We start from the raw sequence: 24764 nt of genomic DNA, 5'->3' as shown, positions 1-24764 counted from the left end.
TCTTCTCCTCACAGGACGTCGGAGGGCCAGATTGACTCGGATTTGTCATCTACCTACTAGTAGGAAGACAAACAAGGAGCCTGTCAATGCAAAGCCACCTCTCGACCCAATCCGCCTGGCTGCGATCCTATTATCTCGGGCGCGCCATCTTCTCGGTCGCCTGGGTCGCCGCCGCCGTTCTGTTCAGCGGCCAAGCCGGCCCCGCAGCGGTACTGCTCGTGATCTACCCGGCGTGGGACGGCATCGCCAATCTGGCCGACGCCCGGGTCAATGGCGGCCTGAAGGCCAATCCGTCCCAGGCCCTGAATGTCGCGGTCAGCGCGATCACGACGCTCGCCGTGATCGTGGCGCTCAGCCACAGCAGCTATGCCGTCCTGGCCGTGTTCGGGGCTTGGGCGATCCTCGCGGGCGTGCTGCAATTGTCCACCGGCGTCAGGCGCTGGCGTCATTATGGCGCGCAATGGGCGATGATCCTGAGTGGCGCACAGTCGGCACTCGCCGGCGGCTACATGATCAGCCAGTCCATCGGCAACGTTGCGCCGACCATTCTCGACGTCGCTCCCTATGCGGGCTTCGGCGCGTTCTATTTCCTGCTTTCCGCAATCTGGCTCGTAGCCGCCGGCTATCGCCACGCGCGCGCCTAGGATCAAAGCGAGAAGCCAGGGCTCCGTTCCGATTCTATCGGAACGGAGAGCTGTCCGGCAGCACCGGAGAGCGCGAGCTCGCCTTCCGCGCGACGCGACTATTTGTTCTCTGGCGGCGCTGCACCCGCGGAGACCGGCGTCGAGGCGGCGAGCAGCGGCATCGTCGGCGTGCTCTCGCCGGCATCCTCATCGAGGAATTGTTCCACGCCGGCCTGGATCGACGACTTCGCGCTGTCCGGGCCGCGGTCGCTGAGATCGTTGTGCTGGAATTCGGTTCTGACCACCTTGATGCCGAGTCTCGCGCAGGTCTCGTCGTCGGGCACGACGCCCGGATCGGCCTTGAACACCGGATCCCTGGAGCGGAACGAGAGGATCTTGATCCTGCCGTCGGTGATGAAGGGAACGCGCAGATTGTCCAGCGTGACGACCTTCTTGACCAGGTCGGGATGCTGCTTGGCGAAGAACATCGAGATGTCGCCGCCGTTGGAATGGCCGATCAACGTCAGCTGGCGATAGTTTGCGTTCGGATAGAGCTTCTTGAGCTCGTCGATCGCATACATGATGTTGAAGACGCCGCGATTGTACTGCATGCGGCGGCCGACATATTCCTCGCCGACCTTGGTGACCATCGGCGCATCGGTGTCGAGATCATGCTGAATGCTGACCACGAGGTATCCGCGCGACGCGAACAAATTGGTGAGGAACGAGTACTCGGTGTTCTTGACGGTGTTGCCGTGGCTCAGGATCGCGACCGGCAGCTCGATCATCTCGGCCATCGCCTGCATTTGCCGGTCACGGCGCACCGCGACCTCGACCGTGACGTTGCGGTCGTCGCGCAGAACGTCGTGGAACGTCAGCGTCGTGTGACGGATGGCCCATCTGTCCGTCGTGAAATAGGCGGCCATCGCCACGATGCACAGGCAAAGGACAATGATGCCCCGTTTCATGTCGACCTCTGATCTCGCCTACGTGACCCGCGCTTCTCGCCCTGATTTCATCGGGCATGCCGCGTGAATCGGCCTCCAGGGGCCAGGCGGGCGCTTGTGCCGCCGAATATCGGGCTAGTTTTACAATCAGATGACGACGCGACGACGGGCCCCGGCGCACGATGACGCGCGCCCTTTGCGACGGTCACAAGCGGGTGAGGGGAGCGTGAACTGACGGCGCGCTGCCTGCGGCGCCGTCATTGGACCACGAGAGCGTCTCAGTCCTGATAGCTGTTGCCGTAGAAGCTGCGCTGCTGCTGGTAGTACGGGCGCGGCTGGTAGTAGCCCTGCGGCGCCGGTGCGTAGCCCTGATTGCCGTAATACTGCTGCTGCTGGCCATAGGCCTGCGCGTCGTAGACGCGGCGGCTCGACGGCGGTGCCGGATAACGGCGATCGGTCGAGCTGCCGTCGGCCGGATAGATGTAGCCGTCGTCGGCGCGGGCCTGCGCCGGATAGTCGCGCGGTTGAGGCGTCAGCACGACCGGGTCGCCGGCGGCGGCGGTGCCGTACTGCTCGTCATATTGCTGCGGCGCGCGGCGGGCGACGGCGGTGCCGTTGCGCCCACGCGGATTGCGCGCCAGCGCGACCTGCGACGAACCCGTCAGCGTCACGGTGGTGTTGAGCACGCCTTCCTTCTGGACCAGCGCGTAGAGCGTGGTTGCGTTGTCGCGCGACAACCGCACGCAGCCATGCGAGGCCGGCGAGCCGAGGCGGTTCACCGAGTCGGTGCCGTGAATAGCGTGCCCGATCTTGGTGAAGAAGATCGAGTGCGGCATCGGCGCGTCGTCGAATTCCTTGGAATAGTGATCCTCTTCCATGCGGAAGGCGCGGAAGCTGCCGTTCGGCGTTTCGCGCGACGGGATGCCGGTCGAGACCGGCCAGTGATAGCGCGCGACCCCGTCGACCGCGACGGTCATCTGCTGGTTGTCCTTGTCGATGGTGATATCGACCTTGGCCTGTGCGGCGCCGGCGGTGAAGAGCATCACGGACGTGAACGCAATGAGGAACGAACGCATTTTACCTTTGGCCTCCAGGCCTGCTCGCGAAGCCGCGACTCTCCGTCCCCGGCAATCAATATGCACGGAATCCGAACTTGGTTCCAGTGGCGGACCAAGGCCGTGATCATCACCATGGTTAATCCCGCGCGCGGCGCAAACAAGGCCGAAGCCGGGCCCGCCTGTCACGGCGGGCTGACTTTTTCGCGAGCAGGCCGCGACGGCGGCCCAATTGATCTCCGACACGCAACCATTTGGCCGCATGGGCGTTTAACAAATTCCCGCCTGGCGGCGCGTTCGCGCCGCGCATCAAGGAATCCAGATGAACAACACCAAGGTGAAGACCGCGGCCGTCGTCCCAGCCGGCCTCTCCGCGCGGCTCCTGCTTGCGGCCGCAGCCCTCGCTTTGACACTGGTCGCAGTCCCCCATACCGGCAATGCCCAGGGCATCGTCCGCGGCGCCCATGAGGGAGCCTATGAAGGCAACCGGGTCGCCGGCCCGGTCGGCGGCGTGGTCGGCGGTGCCGTCGGCGCCGGTGTCGGTGGCGCCATGGGCGCGGTCAAGGGCGTGTTCGGCATCCCGGATCGCGGCTACCGCCGTGGCCACCGCTGCCGCGGCTATTACCGCCACGGCCATTTCCATTGCTATTGATTGAGATCGTCATTCCGGGGCATGCGATGCGAAGCATGAACCCGGAATCTCGAGATTCCGGGTTCGCGCTAGGGCTCGCGCCCCGGAATGACTTGCTTTTCCAAGTCAGTTCTTCAGCCGGTAGCCGGTCCTGAAGATCCACGCCACGATGGCCATGCAGGCCACCAGGAATCCCACGGTCATGCCGAGGCTCAGTGGCACGCTGACATCGGCGATCTCGTAGAAGCTCCAGCGGAAGCCGGAGATCAGGTAGACTACGGGATTGAGCAGCGTGATGGTGCGCCAGCCCGACGGCAGCATGTTGACCGAATAGAAGCTGCCGCCGAGGAAGGTGAGCGGCGTCACCACCAGCATCGGGATCATCTGCAGCTTCTCGAAGCCGTCGGCCCAGATGCCGATGATGAAGCCGAACAGGCTGAAGGTGACCGCCGTCAGCACCAGGAAGGTCAGCATCCACACCGGATGCTGGATATGCAAGGGTACGAAAAGCCCGGCCGTCGCCAGGATGATCAGGCCGAGGATGATCGACTTGGTGGCGGCGGCGCCGACATAACCGATGACGATCTCGAAATAGGAGATCGGCGCCGACAGGATCTCGTAGATCGTGCCGACGAATTTCGGGAAGTAGATGCCGAACGAGGCGTTGGAGATGCTCTGGGTCAGCACCGACAGCATCACGAGCCCCGGCACGATGAAGGTGCCGTAGCTGACGCCCTCGACCTCGGTGATGCGCGAGCCGATCGCGGCGCCGAACACCACGAAATACAGCGAGGTCGACACCACCGGCGAGACGATGCTTTGCAGCAGCGTGCGCCAGGTGCGCGCCATTTCGAACAGATAGATCGCCCGGATTGCGCGATAGTTCATGGCGCCCTCACGAGGCTGACGAAGATGTCTTCAAGGGAGCTTTGTTTCGTATCGAGGTCCGAGATGCGGATGCCGGCATTGCGCAGATCGTTGAGCAGGCTGGTGATGCCGGTGCGGTCGCCCTTGGTATCGTAGTCGTAGGTCACGGTGCGGCCGTCGTCGGACAATTCGAGATTGTAGGCGGACAGAACGTCGGGAATGGCCTCGAGCCTGTTCTGCAATTGCAGCGTCAGCTCCTTCTTGCCGAGCTTCTGCATCAAGGTCGCCTTGTCCTCGATCAGGATGATCTCGCCCTTGTTGATGACGCCGATGCGGTCGGCCATCTCCTCGGCTTCCTCGATGTAGTGCGTGGTCAGGATGATGGTTACGCCGGAAGCCTGCAGCGTGCGGACTACCTCCCACATGCCCTTGCGCAATTCGACGTCGACCCCGGCGGTCGGCTCGTCGAGGAACAGGATCTGCGGCTCGTGCGACAGCGCCTTGGCGATCATCACGCGGCGCTTCATGCCGCCGGACAGCGTGATGATCTTGGCGTCCTTCTTGTCCCACAGCGACAGGTCGCGCAGCACCTTCTCGATATGGGCGGGGTTCTTCGGCTTGCCGAACAGGCCGCGGCTGAAGCTGACGGTCGCCCACACCGACTCGAACGCGTCGGTGTGCAGTTCCTGCGGAACCAGCCCGATCATCGACCGCGCCGCGCGATAGTCGGCGATGATGTCGTGCCCGCCGATCGTGATGCGGCCCTCGCTCGGATTGGCGATGCCGCAGATGATGCTGATCAGGGTGGTCTTGCCGGCGCCGTTCGGCCCGAGCAGCGCGAAGATCTCGCCCTTGACGATATCGAGATTGATGCCTTTCAGCGCCTTGAAGCCGGAGCCATAGGTCTTCGAAAGATTGGAAACGGAGATGATCGGCGACATGCAGGGCAGGGAGCGTGAGGGAGGGGCGCGCGCGGATTGGGCCCGGGCGGGAGCGGAATGCGGGTCAAGCCCAGATAGGGACGCACGGTCCGTTCTGCAATCGCTCGGCGAGGGAGAAATTTATTCTGCGGCGTCCGCTCTCCCGGTTGCGGGCTTCTGCAACTGACGTGTCCACGTCGTCATGACCGGGCTATCGAACGAGGCCGATAATCTGCCTGGGCAAGGGCGCACTGCCAAAATATCGAAAACAACCCCATGCAAAGGAGTCGGCGGCTGCCGGCGGGCACGGCAACTGTCCGTAGCGGGTGAAGATGTCGTGTTTTTGTAGCTCGTGATCTGTCGCCTTCGTTTGTGATTTGCAGGGGAGCCGGAAGGCGGGGACGGCTTTGCCTGATTGATCATGCCACGGCTGTTGCGGCGGTTTTAGCCCTGCGGGTGTGTTTCTTTGTTCGACTTGAAGCCCGTTTCTCCGCCCCGACCCGCGCGATCTTGACGGCGGCGCGCGCAGGAGCGGTCAAGGACGCGCGCTTGCGCGCCCGCAAGGGCTTGTCCTTGACGGCTCCGAGCACGCTGCCAGGCTGAGGCGCGTCGGGGCTGATCTGCTGTCCGTTGGCGCTAAACACCGCCAACCGATGCGGTCCGAGGAACACGCTGACGGCGCCATCGGGATACTCATGGAGCCGCACCACGGCCTTGACGAAGTGAGGCCTGAGCCGGCTCTGCGGCAGCTGCAGCCGCCGACCGTTCCATGCAACGGTATTATCGTTGGCGACGGTACGCTCCTCGATCACGCACAGCGCCTCGCGCCAGGCCTCATGCCGGTCGGCCACGAATGCCGAGCCTTCCTGTTCGGGCTTGATCGCAAACGCGGCGTTGTGCCCGGCGATGTAATGCGCCTTCAGCCACGCATTGGCGGCTTCGACCGTCTTGATCCCGGCAAGCCGCAGCTCCTTCGGCAGCCGATCCTGCAACGTGCCGAACAGCCGCTCGGAGCGCCCGCGCGCCTGCGGCGAATAGGCTGCGATATGCTCGATCCCAAGATGCGATAAAGCCCGTCCCACCTGGGTTTGTTGCGTCTTCGAGACCTTCTCGCCGGTTTTTGGGGTAAGGAAATAATGGCTGCCGCGGTCGGTATAGAGCGCGCAGAACAGGCCATGCTCGCCAATCACTTCGCGCAAGGCCTGGAAGGTCGAGGCCGTTCCTTCTTCCTCGACCAGGACCATCGAGTAGACCTCGCTGGTCGCATCGTCCATCGTGACGATCAGGTCCCTCGCGGGCAGACCTTCGATCCAAACGTGGCGCGATCCGTCCTGGTGCAGCAGCATGCCCCGAAGCGGCCGGCGTGGGCGCTTCTTGCGGTGCGCCGAACGCTTCGGCGCCTTCCGCACCAACCCCGCCGCGTGCAAGGCTAGCTTGGTCACCGTATAGCCCAGCATATAGCCATGCCGCTTTTGCAGCTGCTCGTGGAAATGCTTCACCGTGAAGTCCGCGTACTTGTCCCGGAACAGCCCCAGCATCCGCTCAAGTTCTTTCTGCGGCGCTCGCCGTGGCGAGCGCCGACCCATCCGCCGGTCGACAAGCCCGTCATCGCCCTCTGCCTCGTAGCGTTCTGCCCAACGTTGAAATGTCCGCACGCTGATCCCAGAACCTCTGCAGCCGCCTCCTGCGTCAGCTCCTTGGCCTCCGTCCGCTCCAACAAACTTGAAAACCGCATCCGTCGTACTCCCTCGTGAATGGATGCCGTGCCCATCGTGCCCCCTTTGTTCCGGGGCACCGAAAACACGACACTTCACGAGCTACAATCAGGCGACAGATCACGAGCTACTGACACCGGCGGGCACGGCAACTTGACTCGTCGGGCAACTCAGCGCTATGCTTCTATTATTCCGAAATCATGAGGGGCGCCCTCGCTCGGGGCCATCGCAGATGGCATTTGCGGGCTGCCGCGACTGACGTGGTGTCATCGCCGGGCTATGGGACCTGGCCGATAGCCATATGCGATAGCCTTGCCCGCAAGCGGGAGTGAGGACGCAGTTCCGACGCCCTGCTATTCAATCCAATCAGTGCTTCTTCGCCGATTTCGCCGGCTTCTTGGCGGCGGCCGCCGGGGCGGGGTGCGCGGGCGGCTCGGCGTCCGCGAGCTTCGCGACCAGCATGATCTGCACCTGGCTGTTGACCGGCGCGTTGGGACGGGCGGGGTCGAGCAACTGCTCTTCGCCGAGCCCGACCGATTGCAGGCGTTTCGGCGCGATCTTGTAGGTGTTGACCAGGATGTCGCGGATCGCGTCGGCGCGCCGCTGGCTCAACAGCACGTTGTTGTCGCGCCGTCCGCCCGATTCGATGTGGCCGACGATCAGGAAAGTATAGGGCAGCAGCGCGGAATGCGTCAGCGCGTCGGCGATCCGTCCGACGGTCGCATAGGACTCCGGCATCACGATCGGCGTGTCGACGTCGAACCTGACATCGACATTGAACGCCGGCAGCTTGGTCAGGTCGGGGGCGATCGGCGGCCGGCTCGAGGGCGGTGGCTCGTTCCTCGATCGCGACTTCGATCGTTCCAGCGTCTGCTGGCGCAACGCCGGGACATCGATCGCGGCGTCGGTCTCGAAATGATTGAGCTTGGCGATGATGTCGTCGCGCGTGACGGCGGTCTGCGCCTGCATCGGCGAGAGCGGCATCGCCAGCACCAGCAGCGCGCCGAGCAGGCCCGACAGACTGATCTCGCGCGGGCCTCGTGCCGACAGCCGCATCATTGATACCCCGCGTCATTGATCGCCTGGGTGCAGTTGCGGCTGAGGCCCTTGGCGCTGACGAGGCAGGGCACCGACTTGCTGGTCTCCTTGGTCGAGCCGCCGCAGACCTTGACGATCTCGCGGGTGCAGGCATTCGCAACGGTGACGCGCGCCGCGATCCGCTTCTGGATCGCATCGAGGGTGGAGAAGTAGCTCTCCTTGCACTGCGGCGATATCACGTCGCGGTTACGCGACAGGCATTCCTTGAGGCGGTTGGAGTCGAGATTGACGCCGCGGCAGTTCGCGGTGATATCGGCGCCGCAGGCCTTGGCCAGTTGCGCTGCAGAATCGCCAAAGCTCATCGTCTCCGCGACCGCCAGCGACGGCGCGGTGAGCGCGATGACAAAAAAGAAAAACCTCCCCCGGACCATGGGGCCATCTCAACCCGTGAATTCAACCGGGGTCAAGGGCTACCAACAGAGAAGACCGCCAAAGAAGGTCGCCAAAGAAGATCGCTACGTCACACCCGTTCCACAAAGCTGTCGACCACCTTCTTTTCGCCGGCCTTTTCGAAGGCGATGGTGAGCTTGTTGCCGTCGATCTTCACCACATGGCCGTAGCCGAATTTCTGGTGAAACACCCGGTCGTCCAGCGAAAAATCCGACGTCGTGCCGGTGGACTTCGCCACCAGCTCGCCTTCGATCACCATCGGGCCGCGCTTGCTGCGGCCGAAGCCTTCGGATGAAAAGGACGACTGCCGCTCCTCGAAACCGCTGCCGCCGCGTCCGCCGCCGCCGCGGCTGCGGTTGGCCTGGGCGCGCTGCCAGCCCGGGGTCGAATAGCTGGAGCCGAATGATTCGAGGTTGTCGAAGCGCGAGGCGCCATAGCCGCCGCTGCCGCCCCAGCCCGATCCGCCCTTGGATTCGGTGATCTCGACATTGTGCGCCGGCAGCTCGTCCAGGAAGCGCGAGGGGATCGTGGTCGACCAGGTGCCATGGATGCGGCGGTTGGTGGCGAAATAGATTTTTGCGCGGCGGCGCGCCCGGGTCAGCCCGACATGGGCGAGGCGGCGCTCCTCCTCGAGCCCGGCGCGGCCCTGCTCGTCCAGCGTGCGTTGGCTCGGAAACAGGCCTTCCTCCCAGCCCGGCAGGAACACGTTGTCGAATTCCAGCCCCTTCGCCGAATGCAGCGTCATCAGCGACACCGCCTCGTCGCCGGCCTCGCCGTCGCGGTCCATCACCAGCGAGATATGTTCGAGAAACCCTTGCAGGTTCTCGAATTCCTCCATCGAACGCACCAGCTCCTTGAGGTTCTCCAGCCGGCCGGCGGCATCAGCCGAGCGGTCCTTCTGCCACATCTCGGTGTAGCCGCTCTCGTCGAGCACGATCTCGGCGAGCTCGGTATGCGAGGTGACCTCGCGCTGGGCGCGCCAGCGGTCGAACTGCATGACGAGATCGCGCAAGGAGCCGCGCGCCTTCGGCTTCAACTCGTCGGTCTCGACCACGGCCCGCGCCGCCTCGAACAGCGGAATGCGGCGCTTGCGGGCATGGTCGTGCAGCAGCTGCACGGTGGCGTCGCCGAGCCCCCGTTTGGGCACATTGACGATGCGCTCGAAGGCGAGATCGTCGGCCGGCGAATTGATGGTGCGCAGATAGGCGAGCGCATCGCGGATTTCGGCGCGCTCGTAGAATCGGGGGCCGCCGATCACGCGGTAGGGCAGGCCGAGCGTGACGAAGCGGTCTTCGAACTCGCGCATCTGGAACGAGGCGCGCACCAGGATGGCGACGTCGTTGAGGTTTTCACCGGCGCGCTGCAGCTCCTCGAGCTCCTCGCCGATCGCGCGCGCTTCCTCCTCCGAATCCCAGGAGCCGGTGACGGTGACCTTCTCGCCGTCGACATCCTCGGTGCGCAGCGTCTTGCCGAGCCGGCCTTCATTATGCGCGATCAGATGCGAGGCCGCGGCGAGGATGTGGCCGGTCGAGCGGTAGTTGCGCTCGAGGCGGATGACCTTGGCGCCGGGGAAATCGTGCTCGAAGCGCAGGATGTTGTCGACCTCGGCGCCGCGCCAGCCATAGATCGACTGGTCGTCGTCGCCGACGCAGCAGATGTTCTTGAGAGCGGTCTGCTCCCTCTCCCCGTCCTTCACGGGGAGAGGGTCGGGGTGAGGGGCTCTATCCTCGAGCTCAGCCCGCGGAGAGTCCCCCTCACCCGGCGCGCCTTGCGCGCCGACCTCTCCCCGCAAGCGGGGCGAGGTAAGCTCGCCCGGGATCACCGCCGAGAGTGGCTGGCCCGGCCGCGGCGGCGCCTGCGACAGCAGACGCAGCCACAGATACTGCGCGACGTTGGTGTCCTGATATTCGTCGACCAGGATGAACTTGAAGCGGCTCTGGTACTGCCGCAGCACGTCGGGATTTTCGCGGAACAGCCGGATGTTCTCGAGCAGCAGGTCGCCGAAATCGGCCGCGTTGAGGATCTTCAACCGCTCCTGATAGGTCGCGTAGATCTTGCCGCCCTTGCCGTTGCCGAACGAGGCGGCTTCGCCCGCCGGCACCTGCGACGGCGACAGGCCGCGGTTCTTCCAGCCGTCGATCAGGCCGGCCAGCATCCGCGCCGGCCAGCGCTTGTCGTCGATGTTCTCGGCCTGCAGCAATTGCTTCAGCAGCCGCACCTGGTCGTCGACGTCGAGCACCGTGAAGTTGGATTTCAGCTGCACCAGTTCGGCATGGATGCGCAGGATGCGGCCGCCGATCGAGTGGAAGGTGCCGAGCCACGGCATGCCCTCGACCGCCTGGCCCAGCATCTGGCCGAGCCGCAGCTTCATCTCGCGCGCCGCCTTGTTGGTGAAGGTCACCGACAGGATTTCGTGCGGCCGCGCGCGGCCCTGGCTCAGGATATGCGCGATCCGCGTCGTCAGCACGCGGGTCTTGCCGGTGCCGGCACCGGCCAGCACCAGCACGGGGCCGTCGAGCGTCTCGACCGCCTCGCGCTGCTCCGGATTGAGGCCGTTCAGATATTGCGGGCCGCCCGCCGCCGCCCGCGCACGCGCGGCGATGCCGCCAGCCGCCGGCTGGTGCTCGGGAACGCCGTGATGGGGCAATTTGCTCGGCTCGGTCATTGGCGAATCGTCTCGGCCCCACGATGGCACCGCGGGACGGTGAAGGGGAGCCTTCTTAACAGGGATTGAAGGCCATATAGGGCCTGATCGGCCGTTTTGACAGGTTTTATAGCGGTCGACAGGAACGCTTTTGGCAGCAGCCCACACTCAATCGCGGTTCCGGAAATCGACGAAAATTTTACGGTTTCACGCTCAGGAACATGCGTTTCCCAGCCGGATTGTTTCAACAGGTGCGCGCCGGACGGAGGTCCGCGCCAAGGAAGCAGCAGGGAAACGAAGCGGAGTTTTGATCATGCTGAGCTGGGTCGTCACGTTCCTGGTCATCGCCCTGATCGCGGGCATTTTGGGCTTTGGCGGCATCGCCGGCGCGTCCGTCGAAATCGCCAAGGCGATCTTCTTCATCGCTGTCATCCTGTTTCTGGTGTCGGCGGTGGTCGGATTGGTGCGCGGCCGCACAAGGGTCTAGCGAGGCAATGAAGCGAAGCAATGAGACGAGGTCGAGCCGTAGCGGCATCGAAACTGCGTTCCCTCTCCCGCTTGCGGGGGAGGGTCAGGGTGGGGGCTCTCGCCACGAGTCGCTTGGTGGAGAGAGCCCCCACCCGGATCGCATCTAACGATGCGATCCGACCTCCCGCGCAAGCGGGAGAGGTGCAGCGAGTCGGGCGCTGGACCGATTAAATCTAATGCCATCGCGCTCTGGCGGAGCGCTGGACTACTTCGAGGGCATCGCCACGCGGCCGATGCCCTCGGGACGTGGTACACCCGCATAGCTGTCGACGATCGCGCGAGCGCGGGCGCGGATATCGGGCGGAAACGGCGCCACCTTGCGCGCCTCCATGTCGATGTGCAGCGTGAGGTTTTCCGAGGTCGCGGAGAGCCAGCCCTCGGTGGCATGGCGCAGCTCCTCGAAGGTGTGCAGCCGCTTCTCGTCGGCGCCGAGCAGGTGGACGTGGACTTGCACGGGATCGCCGAGATGAATTTCCCTGAGATAGCGGACGTGGCACTCGGCGGTGAAGGTCGAGCACTGCCGGGCCTTCATGTAGGCCGGCCCGATGCCGAGCTGCAGCCACATCTCGTCGATGGCGCGGTCGAACATCACATTGTAGTAGGCCATGTTGAGATGGCCGTTGTAGTCGATCCATTGCGGCTCGATCTGCATCACCGAGGATCTGAACGGCGCCGGTGGAAGCGGCATCTCGCTGGTGGCAGTCGCTGAAGTCATGATCCATCCCCGGTTTGCTGGCGTTCGAGCATGAGCTTTTCTGTGACTCCGGCGTCCACTTTTTCAAGTCAGGCTCTCTTGACCCCTTATACAAGCTTTGCCACGGTCGGCTAAAGGTGGGAGGAAACTTGACGTGGCGACAACGATTTCGAGCACTGTGACGCGACCTGAGCCGCAGGCCCTGAAGCGCGCGATCGACGCGCTGGCGGCACGGTTCGGCAACCGGCTCGTCACGTCGCAGGCGGTGCGCGAACAGCACGCCCATACCACCACGTGGCTGCCGACCCAGCCGCCGGATGCGGTCGTGATGGCGCAGGAAACCGCCGACATCCAGGACGTGGTGCGAATCTGCGCCGCCAATCGCGTGCCGGTCATCGCCTTCGGCACCGGAACCTCGCTCGAGGGGCAGGTCAACGCGCCCGCGGGCGGCATCTGCATCGATCTGCGCGACATGAACAAGGTGCTCGAGGTGCATGCCGAGGACCTCGACTGCGTGATCCAGCCCGGCGTGACGCGCAAGGCGCTCAACGAGCATCTGCGCGATCAGGGCCTGTTCTTTCCGATCGATCCCGGCGCCGATGCCTCGCTCGGCGGCATGACCTCGACCCGCGCCTCCGGCACCAACGCGGTGCGCTACGGCACCATGCGCGAGAACGTGCTGGCGCTGAAGGTGGTGCGCGGCGACGGCGAGATCATCACGACAGGCACGCGCGCCAAGAAGTCGTCGGCCGGTTACGACCTGACGCATCTGTTCGTCGGCGCCGAAGGCACGCTCGGCATCATCTCCGAACTGACCATCCGCCTGCGCGGCATTCCCGACACGATCGCGGCGGCGGCCTGTTCGTTCGACACGGTGCGTGGCGCCTGCCAGGCCACGATCCTCGCGATCCAGACCGGCATTCCGGTCGCGCGGATCGAGCTGCTCAATGCCGCGCAGGTGAAGGCCTGCAACAGCTACTCCAAGCTGTCGCTGCCCGAGACGCCGCTGCTGCTGCTGGAATTCCACGGCAGCGAGGTCGAAGTCGCCGAGCAGTCGAAGAATTTCCGCGACATCGCCGCCGAATGCGGCGGCGGCGACTTCACCTGGACCACCAAGCCGGAGGACCGCACCAAGCTGTGGCAGGCCCGGCACGACGCCTACTGGTCCGTCAAGGCGCTGCGTCCCGGCGACAGCATCGGCGTCGTCGCCACCGACGTCTGCGTGCCGATCTCGCGGCTTGCCGACTGCGTCACCGAGACCGAGGAGGATCTCAAGCGGCTCAATCTGCTGTCGCCGATCGTCGGTCATGTCGGCGACGGCAATTTCCACTGCTCGCTGCTCTGCGACGTCGACAACAAGGACGAGATGGCGCGCGGCGAGGAGTTCATGCACCGCCTGGTCGAACGCGCCCAGTCCATGGACGGCACCTGCACCGGCGAGCACGGCATCGGGCAGGGCAAGCAGAAATATTTGCAGGCCGAGCTCGGCCCGGAGGCGCTCGACGCGATGCGGGCGCTGAAGCATGCGCTCGACCCGCAAAACATCTTCAATCCCGGAAAGATCGTCCCGGCCGCCTGAGGCGTCGTCACGCCGCGCAGGGGCCGCGAACGTCCGCGCGGCGCGCGTCGTGCGTGGAACTTTTTCGCCCGCCCGGCGTCTCTGTTGCATTGCCGCGATGTGTGCGGTGCGCGGAGGGAAAACGCCGTGATCGGACGGGCAATCGGAATTGCGGTCGTGGTGCTTGCGATGGTGCTGTCGGGCGATGCGATCGCCCGAGGCGGCGGTGGGCACGGCGGCGGCCATGGCGGAGGGCATGGCGGCGGCCACGGACATGGCGGTGGCCACGGGCATGGCGGGCATGGCTTCGGCCACATGCATTTCGGTGGCGGCCATCATGGCGGGCGAGGCCGCTCGCACGCGATCTCGCGATCAGGCTTCGCCGGCCATGGCGCCTTCGCATCGCGCGGAGGCGGCAATTTCGGCCGGATGCGCAATGCCGCGATCGCACCAGGCCATATGCGCAACACGTTCAACTCGCTGTCGCGCAGCGGCGCATTGCGCAACGGCCGGCTGTTGAGCAACCCGGCGGCGCGCGCGCAGATCGCCGCGGCCGCGGCGCTCGCCGGCTGGCACGGCGGGGCGGTGGCCAACGGCTGGTGGCAGCATCCCGGCGGCGGCTATGGCTGGGTCGGCCCGCTGTTCTGGCCGTTCGCGTACAACGACATCTACGACTACGCGATCTGGGGCGATGACATCGGATTCTGGGGCTACGGCTATCCGGATATCTATGCCGGCATCTTCGGGCCTTATGGGTATGACGATCTCAGGGGCTATCTGCCGGAACGCCGGACGGGCCGCCGTTACCGCGGCGGCGGGCGCATCGAGCAGATGTGCGGCAACGACAGCCGTTCGGTCGCCGGCCTGCCGGTGGATCAGATCGCGGATACGGTGCAGCCGACCGAAGCGCAATCGGCGGCGCTCGGCGAACTCGGCAATGCGTCGCTCGCGGCGGCCCAGGCCATTCGCGCGGCATGTCCTGCGCAGGTGGTGTTGACGGCGCCGAACCGCCTCGCCGCCATGCAGCAGCGGATCGAAGCGATGGTCACCGCGGTCGGAATCGTGAAGCCTCCGCTGGAGAAATTTTACGGTCTGCTCGATGACGAGCAGAAAGCGCGGCTCAACGCGCTCGCCGAGAACCAGCGCAAGGAAGCTGCAGCCCGTGATCCGAACGCGACGGTCGCCCAGAGCTGCGGCGCCGCACAGCCCGCGATGCAGGAATGGCCGACGGGCGAGATCGAGGCGCGGCTGCAGCTCAGCGACACCCAGCGCGGTGCGCTTCAGGTGCTGCAGGATACCAGCGCCGACGCCGCGCGGAAGCTGAAGGCCGCGTGCCAGACGAACGAGGCGATGACCCCGCCCGCACGTCTTGCGTTCGTTGCCAGGCGGCTCGACGTCATGCTGCAGGCGGTCAAGGATGTCCGCGCCGCGCTTGAGAATTTCTATGCCACACTCAGCGATGAGCAAAAGGCGCAGTTCGAGGCGATCGGGCCGAAACGATCTGCGTAGAGTGTCGGTTCGCGCGAAGACGCGGCAAGCGAGAGTCCCGCAGTCTCGGCTCTGACGCAATCAGAACCGAAACGGGCTTTATTCCATGAATTCGACATCGATTCGCACGGGGATCGGCGGCCGGTGTGGCCGCCGGGCCATAGTGTGCACCTCTCGCTCGGCACCGAGTGGACTCCGCGGTTCACAGGTTGCGCCTAAGCCAGCTATGCTTGCCGTGCTTTTTCAAGGTGCGGCGATGTGGTGGTTCAACAAGGCCGGGCGCAAGGATATTTGGGACGATCCCGTCGAGCGTCCGCTCGGCGACATCGAGGCTGCGCAGCGGATTCGTGCGATCTGCCGTGATGCCGCCGGCTGTGCCGAGGCGGTCGGCTCGCCCGACAAGCGTCCACCGAACAAGCAGCAGATCGAGCGTGATCGCTACGAGCGTGCCGCCAAGGCCGCGATGGAGACCGCGATGAAGATTTCCGACGAGCTGGTGCGGGATTCCGCGGTGCGCGAGATCGTCGGCCTCTGCATGAAGGCCAACAACATCAAGACGGGGCGGGCGCTGTTTCGTGCCATCCACGCGGGCTCGATCAAGGCGGAAGTTTTGAGGGAACATCCGACGCTCGAGGGCGAGCAGGCCTGAGGTCGTCGGGGCGAGGCTACGCAGCCAGTGATCTCATCATCTCTACGCCTGCCCGCCGAGGGTGCGGACCGCTTCGTCGACGCTGCGGAAGACGTGGTCCCGCGGCAACACCTCGTAGAGACCGAAGCGCTCGAAGGCGTCCTGCGCGCGCTCGGATTCGAGCCGCGCCACCGCCACCGTCACGCCGTCATCGCGGCATTCGCGGAACAGATCGCGCAGCGCCTGCGCCGCCGTGAAATCGATCTCGATCATGCCGCTGGCCTCGATCACCAGCAGCCTCGGCTTGGGTGTCGCCCCGCTGATGGCCTTGAGCACGCCGCTGTGGAAGCTTTCCGCGTTGAGGAACGACAACGGGGCCTGCAGGCCGACGACGGCAATGCCGGGCGTGCGCTCGCCTGTGACGTGCGGGCTCGTCGGCCACCAGATCGTGGTGCCGGGCACATGGACGAATTCGGCAAGCTGGCCGCGCGTCGTGGTCCAGATGCCGTGCAGCAGCGACAAGGCGATGCCGACGGCGACGCCTTGCTCGATCGGCAGCACGATGATCGCGGCCGCGGTCGCCACCACCAGCAGGAATTCATAGAACGACTGACGGAAGATCGCGACGATCTGCTTCACGCGGATGATGCGCAGCGCCACGAACAGCAGGACGCCGCCGAGTGCCGCGTCGGGCACGTGGCGCAGCAGCGTCGCGCCGAACGCGAGCAGCGCGAGCACGATGGCCGCGGCAAACAGCCCCGAGAGCTGCGTGCGTCCGCCGGTCTCCGACACGATGCCGGTCCGCGGCGGGCTGGCGTTGACGGGAAAGGCGCCGAACAGCCCGGACAGCACGCTGCCGGCACCGGCGCCGAGGAAGTCGCGATCGACGTCGGCCGGCTTGTCCGGATCGGACAGGAACGAGCGCGTCGTCGCCGCGGTCTGCACCATGACGACGACGGCGATCAGGAACGCCAGTGACAGCAGTTTTATCCATCGCTCCGGCGCAATCTCCGGAAACGATGGCATTGGCAGCGTTCCAGGCACGGTGCCGACCACCTTGACGCCCTTGCTTTCGAGATGGCCGGTGATCACGGCGACGGTGGCCACGACAAGGCCGATCAGCGCGCCCGGAATGCGTGCGCTGATCTGCTCCGATCCAGCGACCAGCGCCAGCACGCCGAGGCCGATCGCCAGCGTGTAGAAGTTGGTTTGGCCGATCTTCCCGGCGAGGAGCCCGAGCTTGTAAAGCGTCGGGCCGTCCGGCTCGGTCAGGCCGAGCACGCCGGGCAATTGCGAGACCAGGATGTGGACCGAGATGCCGGCGAGAAAGCCGACCGTCACCGGCGTCGACAGCAAATTGGCGATCCAGCCGAGCTTGAACAGGCTGCCGGCGATCATGATCGCGCCGACCATCAGCGCCAGTGCCATTGCCAACGCCTGATAGTCCGGCGAGCCGGCGGTCGCCATCAGCGCGAGGCCGCCGGCGAAGATCGGCGTGATCGTGGAGTCGGCGCCGCAGGACAGGAAGCGGTTGGCGCCGAACATCGCAAAGCCGAGCGAGCCGGCCATGAAGGCGAAGAAGCCGATCTGCGGCGAGAAGCCGCCGAGCCGCGCGGTCGCCATCTGCTCGGGGATCGCGATCGCGGCGAGCGTCAGCCCGGCGATCAGGTCACCCGGCAGGTCGCTTGGCCGGAACGCCCTGAGCGAACTGAAGATCGGCCAGCTGGCGTGGGTCTGACGATCCTGGCCCATCGGTGTCTCATGAGGATTACCGCGATTCCGCAATAGTCCGACATCGCGCGGCCAAAATCCAGCGGACGGCAGCCTGCGTCGGCGCGAACGCCTAGCCGATATTTTGCAGCGCCGGGAAGGTTTCCAGCAGCCAGACGCTGACGCTGGACACTGCGCCGGTCAGGAAGCCGATGCCGGTGACCACCATCAGCACGCCCATCACCCGCTCGACGGTGTCGAGATGGCGCTTCATCCGCGCGAACAGCGAGGAGAACTGCTTGACCATGAAGGCCGCAAGCAGGAACGGAATGCCGAGCCCGGCGGAATAGACCGCGAGCAGGCCGGCGCCTTTGGTCACCGTGGCCTCCGCGGCCGCGATCGAGAGGATCGCCGCCAGGATCGGCCCGATGCATGGCGTCCAGCCGAAGGCGAAGGCCAGACCCATGACATAGGCGCCCCACAGCCCGACCGGCTTCGGCGCAGTCAGCCGTCCCTCGCGCATCAGCAGGCCGATCCGGGTCACGCCGAGGAAGTGCAGGCCCATGATGATGATGACGATGCCGGCCAGGATCGAGAGTTCGGCCGACCAGGCGCGCACCAGCCCGCCAACGAAGGACGCGCTGGCGCCGAGCGCGACGAACACGGTGGAGAAGCCCAGCACGAACATCAGCGCCGCCGTCATCACCGCCCGCTTGGAGGCCGCGGTGGCGCCATCCTGGTTGACCTGCTCGATGGTCGCGCCGGTCAGATAGATCAGATAGGGCGGCACCAGCGGCAGCACGCAGGGCGACAGGAAGCTGACCAGACCGGCGATCAGGGCCGCCGGGATCGAGACGTCGTGCATCAATGAAACCTTCGCAGATTGCGCTCCTGTCTTGGCGTCTACGCCGCCAACAATCCAGAAGTTTCGTCGTCGCAGCCTTCAACTATGGTCACAGGGTCGTGTGCGGGAGGCCGGGACCCATAACCACCGCTGCACGTGGTTGCGCGACGCTGGAATGACGAGTCCCACCGATAACATCGGCTGCGGCGTATGGATCCCGGCCTTCGCCGGGACGACGACGGGGAGGGAGCTGCCCGCTCGCTACCGCTTGCGTGCGGGTCGGCTCGCCGGTGTCTCGAACTCCCGGCCGCGAATGCGCACCAGGTCGTCGGCGGAATTCGTCAGCAGCACGACGGTAGCCGCGCGCGCCGTCTCCGCATCTCCGGCGGCGATCGCGTCCAGCACCGCGCGGTGTTCGCGCAGCGCCCGCGGACGGTGCGAGCCCGGCGCTGCGATCGTAAAACTCTGGCGCAGCGTGATCTCGAACATCTGCGCGATCGGCCAGAAGAATTCGTTGCGGGTGGCGAAATAGATCGCCTGGTGGAACGCGATGTCGGCGGCGACGAACTCCTCGTTGGTCTTTGCCGCGTCCATGCCGTCGCATCCGGCGCGGATGCGGGCGACGTCGACCTCCTCGGCATGGGTCGCCGCGAGCGCTGCCGCGGCCGGCTCGACCGCGGTGCGCAGCTGGAACAGCTTGGCGAGGTAACGGTCGATCTGCGCGCTCTCGAGGTGCCAGCGCAGCACGTCGGGATCGAGCTGATTCCACTGCTCGGGCGGCCGGACCCGCGTGCCGCTCTTGGGCCGGGATTCGATCAGGCCCTTGCCGGTCAAGGTGCGGATCGCCTCGCGCACCACGGTGCGGCTGACGTCCATCATCTCGCAGATCCGGATTTCCGGCGGCAGCGTCTCGCCGACGCCGATCTCGCCGCGCACGATGCTGCTGCCGACGCGGTCGGTGACCTGGCTGTGCACGCTCCGACGCAACGCGTTGGATGTCTGGAACATCGAGGGCCTCGTTGCGGTTGCAGCCTGCGCCGCCGCCGAGCCGCGCCCTTGCACAACCGTATCCGTTTTGTCATACATTATGACAAATCGGCTGCCAAGCTCACGCCCATCAGGCGGGCGGCCACACAATAAAGATCCGTTCCCGGGGAGGAGCTCCATCATGACGTCGAACCGCGTGAGCCGCCGCATCGTGCTGCAGTCGTCGGTCGCCGCGACCGCGTGGCTTGCCGCCGCGCCCGCGATCATCGGCCGCGCCGAGGCTGCGGTGATGAAGATGCGGTGCTCGTCGTCGCTTCCGAACGATCCCAAATATGCCAATGGCCGCGTCTACCACGACAATCTGGTCAAGAGCCTGAAGGCGAACGGGCTCGGCGAGCAGATCGAGGTCACCTTCTTTCCCGACAACCAGCTTGGCCAGGAGATCGACGTCATCAACTCGGTGAAGCTCGGAGTGATCGACCTGATGGTGTCGGGCTCGTCGATCTCGGCGAATCTCGTGCCGCTGGTCGGCACCTTCGACCTCGGTTACCTCTTCACCAGCTTCCAGCAGCAGACCAAGGCGTTCGACGCCGGCGCGGCGAAGCCGATCGAGGCTGCGCTGCTCAAGGGCGCCGGCATTCACATCATCGGCTGGGCCTATAATTTCGGCGCGCGCAGCGTGCTGGCGAAGAAGCCGGTGAAGACGCCGGAGGATCTCGCCGGCCTGAAAATCCGCACCTTGCCCAATCCGATCATCACCGAGTGCCTGCGGCTGATGGGGGCCGCCGCAACGCCGCTGGCGTTCGGCGAGATCTACACGGCGCTGCAGGCCGGTGTGCTCGACGGCCTCGAACACGATCCGCCGACCATCCTGGCGAGCAAGTTCTACGAGACCGCGAAGCATTATGCGCTGACCCAGCACATCTTCTCGCCGCTCGCGGTCTATTTCAGCGACACCAGCTTCAACCGCATGGCTCCCAAGCTGCGCGAAGGCTTCCTCGACGCGGCGAACAAGGCCGCGACCGACACCCGCGCGCACGGCCTTGCGGTGGAGAAGGAGGCGCTGGCGGCACTGGTGGAGAAGGGCGTCACAGTCGTCGAATGCGACAAGGAGGCGTTCCGCAAGCGCGTGCTGCCGCAGACCGACAATTTCATCAAGGCGCGGCCCGAGGCCAAGGCCGTCGTCGACCTGATCCGCGCCACGCAGGCCTGAGGTCGGCGCATGTCAGTCGCCGCAGTCGAGGCGAGAAGCAGCGCCGATCGGATGACGGCGCCGCTGCTCGCCGTCAGCGACGCGATCGCCGCGCTGCTGCTTGCCGCCGATCTCGTGGTGGTCTGCGTCTCGGTGCTGGCCCGCTTCCTGTTCAACGCGCCGGTCGAATGGTCCGACGACGTCGCCCGCGGCCTGATGGTCGGGTCGAGCTTCTTCGGCGCGGCGAGCGCGCTCGCGCGCAGCGAGAATCTCGGCGTCGCCTTCTTCGTCAACATGCTGCCGCACGCCCTGCGGCGGATGGTCGACGCGGTCGGTGCGCTGCTCGTCACCGTCATCGCCGGCTATGTTGGGTTCAACGCCGTCAAGATGGGCTGGCTGACCACCGGCCAGACCTCCGGCTCCGGCCTGCCGCTGGAATGGACGTTCTATCCGATGGGCGTCGGCGCGTCGTTCATGACGGTCTTCGCGTTCGAGACGTTCTGTGGCCGGCCGCCGCGCGATATCGCGGCAGCCATCGTCGCGACCGCCGTCATCGTCGGCCTTTATCTGGCTTGGGATGCGCTGGCGCCGTCGTCCGTGCCGTCGTCGCAGGCGTTGATGCTGATCGGCTTCTTCCTCACGCTGTTCGGCGGACTGCCGATCGGCTTTGCGCTGGCGCTGGCGGCGCTGATCTTCATCTGGGTCGAGGGCACGCTGCCCGGCGTGATCTTCGCCCAGCAGATGGCGCGCGGCATCGACAATTTCGTGCTGCTGGCGATCCCGTTCTTCATCCTGGTCGGCTACCTGATGGAAGCCAACGGCATGTCGGTCCGGCTGATCGAGCTGCTGCAGCGCGCGGTCGGACGGATGCGCGGCGGGCTCAACGTCGTGATGGTGATGTCGATGGTGCTGTTCTCCGGCATCTCGGGCTCCAAGATGGCCGATGTCGCCGCGGTCGGCTCGGTGCTGATCCCGGCGGCGCGGCGCTCGCGGCAGAATCCGGGCGGGGCCGTGGCGCTGCTCGCCGCCTCCGCGGTCATGGCGGAGACCATTCCGCCCTGCATCAACCTGATCATCCTCGGCTTCGTCGCCAACCTCTCGATCGGCGGACTGTTCGTCGCCGGCGTGTTGCCGGCCGCGCTGATGGCGTTGGCGCTGATTGCGGTGTCGATCATCTTCGGCAAGCGTCCCGCCGCGAACGTGGAAGCCGAGCCGCGCGCCGCGGTATCGGGGCTCTGGACCGGTGCGATCGCCTCGTTCGGGCTGATCTTCATGATCTTCTTCGGCTTCAAGAGCGGCTTTGCCACCGCGACCGAAATCTCCGCCTTCGCCGCGGTCTATGCCATCGCCGTCGGCAGCCTCTTGTTCCGCGAACTCGGCGCGAAGAGCCTCGCGCACTGCTTCGTGCAGTCGGCTGTTCGTTCGGGGCTGGTGCTGTTCATCGTCGCCGCGGCGCAGTCGCTGGCCTTCATCCTGACGCTGCAGCAGGTGCCGCATGCCGTCGGCGACCTCATGCTGGCGATCTCGGGCAGCCACGGGGTCTGGTTGTTCATGCTGCTGTCGATCCTGGTGCTGGTGGTGATGGGCTCGGTGCTCGAAGGCGCCGCGGCGCTGATCATTTTCGGCCCGCTGCTGCTGCCGGTTGCCGTCAAGCTCGGCATCGATCCGCTGCATTTCGGCGTCGTCCTTGTGATCGCGATGGGGCTCGGGCTTTTTGCTCCGCCACTTGGCCTTGGGCTCTACGGCGCCTGCCTGATCGGCAACGTGCCGATCGAGCAGACCATCAAGCCGATCGCGGGCTATCTCGGCCTGCTGTTGCTGTGCCTGCTGGTGATCGCCTTCGTGCCGGCGATCAGCACGGCCTTGCCGCATGCGCTCGGCTATTAGGGGGATGCGATCGTGAAGGTCCTGCTCGCCCATACCCCGCAGATGCGCCGCGACTATTACGGCGAGCGCAGCCTGAACGGCCTGCGCGCGGTCGCCGACGTCAGGCTGCACGAGGGCGAGGAGGCGCTCGACGCGGCTGCGCTGGTCGAGGCCGCGGCTGATGTCGACATCATCGTCGCCGACCGCATGACGCAGGGGCGAGGGGAGATCTTCCCGCAGCTGCCGAAGCTGCGCGCCTTCGTGCGCTGCGCGGTCGACATCCGCAATATCGACGTCGCCGCGGCCTCCGCCGTCGGCGTGCTGGTGACGCAGGCGAGCGCCGGCTTCGTCCAGTCGGTCGCCGAGCTCGCGCTCGGCTTCATGGTCGATCTGTCGCGCGGCGTCTCGCGCGCCACCGCGGATTATCATGCGGGCAGGGCACCCGAAGTTACGATGGGCCGCCAGCTTGCGGGAAGCACGATCGGCATCATCGGCTATGGCAGAATCGGGCGCTATCTTGCCGGGATCGCAAAGGTGCTCGGCATGAATGTGCTGGTCGCCGATCCCTACGTAACGATCGATGATGCGGCGATCCGGCATCTGCCGCTCGACGATCTGCTGGCGCGCGCCGACTACGTCGTCTGTCTCGCGATCGCCAACGCGCAGACCGAGAACCTGATCGGGCAGGCCGCACTGGCGCGGATGCAAAAGCACGCATTCTTCATCAACCTTTCGCGCGGAAACCTGGTCGACGAGGCGGCGCTGTCGGCCGCGCTGCGCGACGGCCGCATCGCGGGTGCCGCGATGGATGTCGGCCGCGCGCCGGACCAGATGCCGACGCGCGAGCTTGCGAAGCTGCACAATGTGATCGCAACGCCGCATGTCGGCGGCCTGACGCCGCGGGCGATCGAGCATCAGTCATCGGAGACGGTACGCCAGGTCGCGAAGATCGTTGCCGGCGAGATACCCGTCGGCGCGGTCAATGCCGGCCACTGGACGCGGCGGCCTCGGCCATGAAAGTTTGGCGAAGCCCAATGTCGTCCGCGGGACTGGACAAGAGCTTCGCATCCGGCCCAGACTTGGCCCGCATAACCGCGGCCCCTGAGCGCGCGGACAGTCAATGAACGGACGTCCCGCAACAAACGACGGGCGCCGAGAGGGAACAGGGAGGCATCACATGGCTGTTTCACGCCGTGACGTTTTGTTGGGCAGCGCCAGTGCACTGGGCGCCGCATCATTTTCCTTCCCGGCGCCGGCCATCGCACAGTCAGAACCGATCAGGATCGGCTGTCTCGCGGCGATCACCGGTCCGAGTTCGGCGCCGACCGTCGGCTTCAACCGCGGCGTCAACTTCGCGGTCGACGCCATCAACGGCGCCGGCGGGGTGAAGGGCCGCAAGATCGAACTCGTGATGCGCGACACCCAGGGCGATCCGACCAAGGCGGTGAACGCCACGCAGGAGCTGATCAGCCAGGCCAAGGTGCACGCGATCTGGGGCCCGCTGAACTCGGGCGAGGCGTTGGCGACGACGCCGATCATGGCGCGCGCCAAGATGCCGGATCTGCATCCCTGCGTGGTCGAGACCCTGATCGATCCGGTCAAGTTCCCCAACGCGTTCCGCATCGCGCCGTCGAACAACCAATGGGACGACGCCGTGCGCAATTATTGTCTCAAGATCCTCAAGGTGAAGAAGGTCGCGGTGATCGGCGACACCACCGGCTATGGCGTCACCGCGGTCGGCGCCTCCGTCGCGGCGTTCAAGAAGGACGGTGCCGAGGTGGCCTATCAGGCCAATATCGACGCCACGCAGCCCGACATGACGCCGGACATGCTGCGCGCCAAGAATGCCGGCGCGGAAGCGATCGTGGTGTGGAGCGTCTCGACCGGCATGGAGGCGCGCATGTTCAACACCCGCGCCGCGATGAACTGGGACGTGCCCTTTGTCGGGCATCCCTCGATGGCGTCGGGCGAGCTTGCGAGCCTGGTCGCCAAGCCGGAGAACTGGAAGAAGGTCTACGCGATCGGCTACAAGAGCTGCAGCTATGACGGCGCCGGCAAGCTGCCACCGAAGAGCGCGGATCTGGTCGCGCGCCTGACCAAGGCCAACATCGCGCTGAACGACACGCTGTTGTGGTGGGTCGCCGGCGGCATCGACTGCATCGAGCTGATCGCCAAGGCGGTCGCCGAAAGCGGCTCGACCGACAGCGCCGGCATCATCAAGTACTGGAACACGCTGTCGACCTATCCCGGCTATTTCGGCAATTACCGCTTCTCGCCGACCGAGCACAACGGCTATTTGACCGAAGAAATCGTGATGTCGGAAGCCTCTACCGCCAAGGACGGCACCTTCGCGCTGGCGCCGGGGTATACATAGAAGGG

The 24764-nt window shown here is 65.6% G+C and carries 22 protein-coding genes; 10 read left to right on the top strand and 12 right to left on the bottom strand.

Annotation, left to right across the window (positions count from 1 at the left end):
- The first annotated feature begins 86 nt into the window (after positions 1-86).
- On the top strand, positions 87-644 hold the full coding sequence (locus E2I15_RS20160; RefSeq protein WP_137484033.1) for a DUF308 domain-containing protein: 558 nt from the start codon (positions 87-89) through the stop codon (positions 642-644).
- Between the two features lie 98 nt (positions 645-742).
- On the opposite strand, the gene E2I15_RS20155 is transcribed toward E2I15_RS20160, so the two are convergent.
- The gene (locus E2I15_RS20155) at positions 743-1591 is read right to left on the bottom strand and encodes an alpha/beta fold hydrolase (RefSeq protein ID WP_246668475.1); all 849 of its coding nucleotides are present in this window, start codon (positions 1589-1591) and stop codon (positions 743-745) included.
- A 257-nt stretch (positions 1592-1848) separates the two neighbouring features.
- Positions 1849-2646, bottom strand: a complete 798-nt coding sequence (locus E2I15_RS20150) for a L,D-transpeptidase (RefSeq protein ID WP_137484032.1) — start codon at positions 2644-2646, stop codon at positions 1849-1851.
- Between the two features lie 301 nt (positions 2647-2947).
- Here E2I15_RS20150 and E2I15_RS20145 point away from each other — a divergent pair, with 301 nt between their 5' ends.
- A complete protein-coding gene (locus E2I15_RS20145) occupies positions 2948-3277 on the top strand; it encodes a hypothetical protein (RefSeq protein WP_137484031.1) in 330 nt (109 codons plus the stop codon).
- A 105-nt stretch (positions 3278-3382) separates the two neighbouring features.
- Here the strand turns inward: E2I15_RS20145 and E2I15_RS20140 are convergent, their stop codons facing one another.
- From E2I15_RS20140 to E2I15_RS20115, 6 genes are all read right to left on the bottom strand, one after another.
- Positions 3383-4144, bottom strand: coding sequence for an ABC transporter permease (locus tag E2I15_RS20140; RefSeq protein ID WP_028342160.1), 762 nt, complete (start codon positions 4142-4144; stop codon positions 3383-3385).
- Positions 4141-5064 carry an ABC transporter ATP-binding protein gene (locus E2I15_RS20135; protein ID WP_137484030.1) on the bottom strand — a complete coding sequence of 308 codons (924 nt, stop codon included), beginning with the start codon at positions 5062-5064 and terminating at the stop codon, positions 4141-4143. Before E2I15_RS20135 ends, E2I15_RS20140 begins: the two co-directional genes overlap by 4 nt.
- Before the next feature lie 398 nt (positions 5065-5462).
- Positions 5463-6857: an ISNCY family transposase gene (locus tag E2I15_RS20130; RefSeq protein ID WP_155262337.1), complete on the bottom strand. Its 1395-nt coding sequence runs from the start codon at positions 6855-6857 to the stop codon at positions 5463-5465.
- A gap of 267 nt (positions 6858-7124) precedes the next feature.
- Entirely contained in the window at positions 7125-7817 is a 693-nt protein-coding gene (locus tag E2I15_RS20125) for an OmpA family protein (RefSeq protein ID WP_137478801.1), read from the bottom strand.
- Positions 7814-8227: a hypothetical protein gene (locus E2I15_RS20120; RefSeq protein ID WP_016841558.1), complete on the bottom strand. Its 414-nt coding sequence runs from the start codon at positions 8225-8227 to the stop codon at positions 7814-7816. Before E2I15_RS20120 ends, E2I15_RS20125 begins: the two co-directional genes overlap by 4 nt.
- Positions 8228-8316: 89 nt before the next feature.
- Complete coding sequence (locus tag E2I15_RS20115) at positions 8317-10911, bottom strand: ATP-dependent helicase (RefSeq protein WP_137478800.1); 2595 nt, start codon at positions 10909-10911, stop codon at positions 8317-8319.
- Between the two features lie 292 nt (positions 10912-11203).
- Between E2I15_RS20115 and E2I15_RS20110 the strand changes: the two genes are divergently transcribed.
- Positions 11204-11377 (top strand): DUF1328 domain-containing protein, encoded by a 174-nt coding sequence (locus E2I15_RS20110; RefSeq protein ID WP_016846258.1) that lies wholly within the window; start codon positions 11204-11206, stop codon positions 11375-11377.
- A gap of 246 nt (positions 11378-11623) precedes the next feature.
- On the opposite strand, the gene E2I15_RS20105 is transcribed toward E2I15_RS20110, so the two are convergent.
- Positions 11624-12106, bottom strand: a complete 483-nt coding sequence (locus tag E2I15_RS20105; RefSeq protein ID WP_137478837.1) for a thioesterase family protein — start codon at positions 12104-12106, stop codon at positions 11624-11626.
- A 160-nt stretch (positions 12107-12266) separates the two neighbouring features.
- Here E2I15_RS20105 and E2I15_RS20100 point away from each other — a divergent pair, with 160 nt between their 5' ends.
- The 3 genes from E2I15_RS20100 (at position 12267) to E2I15_RS20090 (ending at position 15807) form a co-directional block, all read left to right on the top strand.
- The gene (locus E2I15_RS20100; protein ID WP_137478799.1) at positions 12267-13691 is read left to right on the top strand and encodes an FAD-binding oxidoreductase; all 1425 of its coding nucleotides are present in this window, start codon (positions 12267-12269) and stop codon (positions 13689-13691) included.
- Between the two features lie 126 nt (positions 13692-13817).
- On the top strand, positions 13818-15179 hold the full coding sequence (locus E2I15_RS20095) for a Spy/CpxP family protein refolding chaperone (protein ID WP_137478798.1): 1362 nt from the start codon (positions 13818-13820) through the stop codon (positions 15177-15179).
- A 235-nt stretch (positions 15180-15414) separates the two neighbouring features.
- Positions 15415-15807, top strand: a complete 393-nt coding sequence (locus E2I15_RS20090) for a hypothetical protein (RefSeq protein ID WP_137478836.1) — start codon at positions 15415-15417, stop codon at positions 15805-15807.
- A 42-nt stretch (positions 15808-15849) separates the two neighbouring features.
- On the opposite strand, the gene E2I15_RS20085 is transcribed toward E2I15_RS20090, so the two are convergent.
- The 3 genes from E2I15_RS20085 to E2I15_RS20075 form a co-directional block, all read right to left on the bottom strand.
- Complete coding sequence (locus E2I15_RS20085) at positions 15850-17538, bottom strand: SulP family inorganic anion transporter (protein ID WP_137478797.1); 1689 nt, start codon at positions 17536-17538, stop codon at positions 15850-15852.
- A 91-nt stretch (positions 17539-17629) separates the two neighbouring features.
- Positions 17630-18361 (bottom strand): cytochrome c biogenesis CcdA family protein, encoded by a 732-nt coding sequence (locus E2I15_RS20080; protein ID WP_016846251.1) that lies wholly within the window; start codon positions 18359-18361, stop codon positions 17630-17632.
- 240 nt (positions 18362-18601) lie between these two features.
- Positions 18602-19348 carry a FadR/GntR family transcriptional regulator gene (locus tag E2I15_RS20075; RefSeq protein ID WP_246668051.1) on the bottom strand — a complete coding sequence of 249 codons (747 nt, stop codon included), beginning with the start codon at positions 19346-19348 and terminating at the stop codon, positions 18602-18604.
- A gap of 160 nt (positions 19349-19508) precedes the next feature.
- Between E2I15_RS20075 and E2I15_RS20070 the strand changes: the two genes are divergently transcribed.
- The 4 genes from E2I15_RS20070 to E2I15_RS20055 all read left to right on the top strand — a co-directional run bounded on the left by E2I15_RS20070 (position 19509) and on the right by E2I15_RS20055 (position 24759).
- The gene (locus E2I15_RS20070) at positions 19509-20540 is read left to right on the top strand and encodes a TRAP transporter substrate-binding protein (RefSeq protein ID WP_137478795.1); all 1032 of its coding nucleotides are present in this window, start codon (positions 19509-19511) and stop codon (positions 20538-20540) included.
- Positions 20541-20549: 9 nt separating this feature from the next.
- Positions 20550-22406 carry a TRAP transporter large permease gene (locus tag E2I15_RS20065; protein ID WP_137478794.1) on the top strand — a complete coding sequence of 619 codons (1857 nt, stop codon included), beginning with the start codon at positions 20550-20552 and terminating at the stop codon, positions 22404-22406.
- Positions 22407-22418: 12 nt separating this feature from the next.
- Entirely contained in the window at positions 22419-23402 is a 984-nt protein-coding gene (locus E2I15_RS20060; protein WP_137478793.1) for an NAD(P)-dependent oxidoreductase, read from the top strand.
- Positions 23403-23562: 160 nt separating this feature from the next.
- Positions 23563-24759 (top strand): ABC transporter substrate-binding protein, encoded by a 1197-nt coding sequence (locus E2I15_RS20055; RefSeq protein WP_246668050.1) that lies wholly within the window; start codon positions 23563-23565, stop codon positions 24757-24759.
- The last annotated feature ends 5 nt before the right edge of the window (positions 24760-24764 follow it).

Source organism: Bradyrhizobium sp. BR2003 (genome assembly GCF_009720285.1).
Lineage (GTDB): Bacteria > Pseudomonadota > Alphaproteobacteria > Rhizobiales > Xanthobacteraceae > Bradyrhizobium > Bradyrhizobium elkanii.
This window is presented reverse-complemented; position numbering and strand designations above follow the sequence as displayed.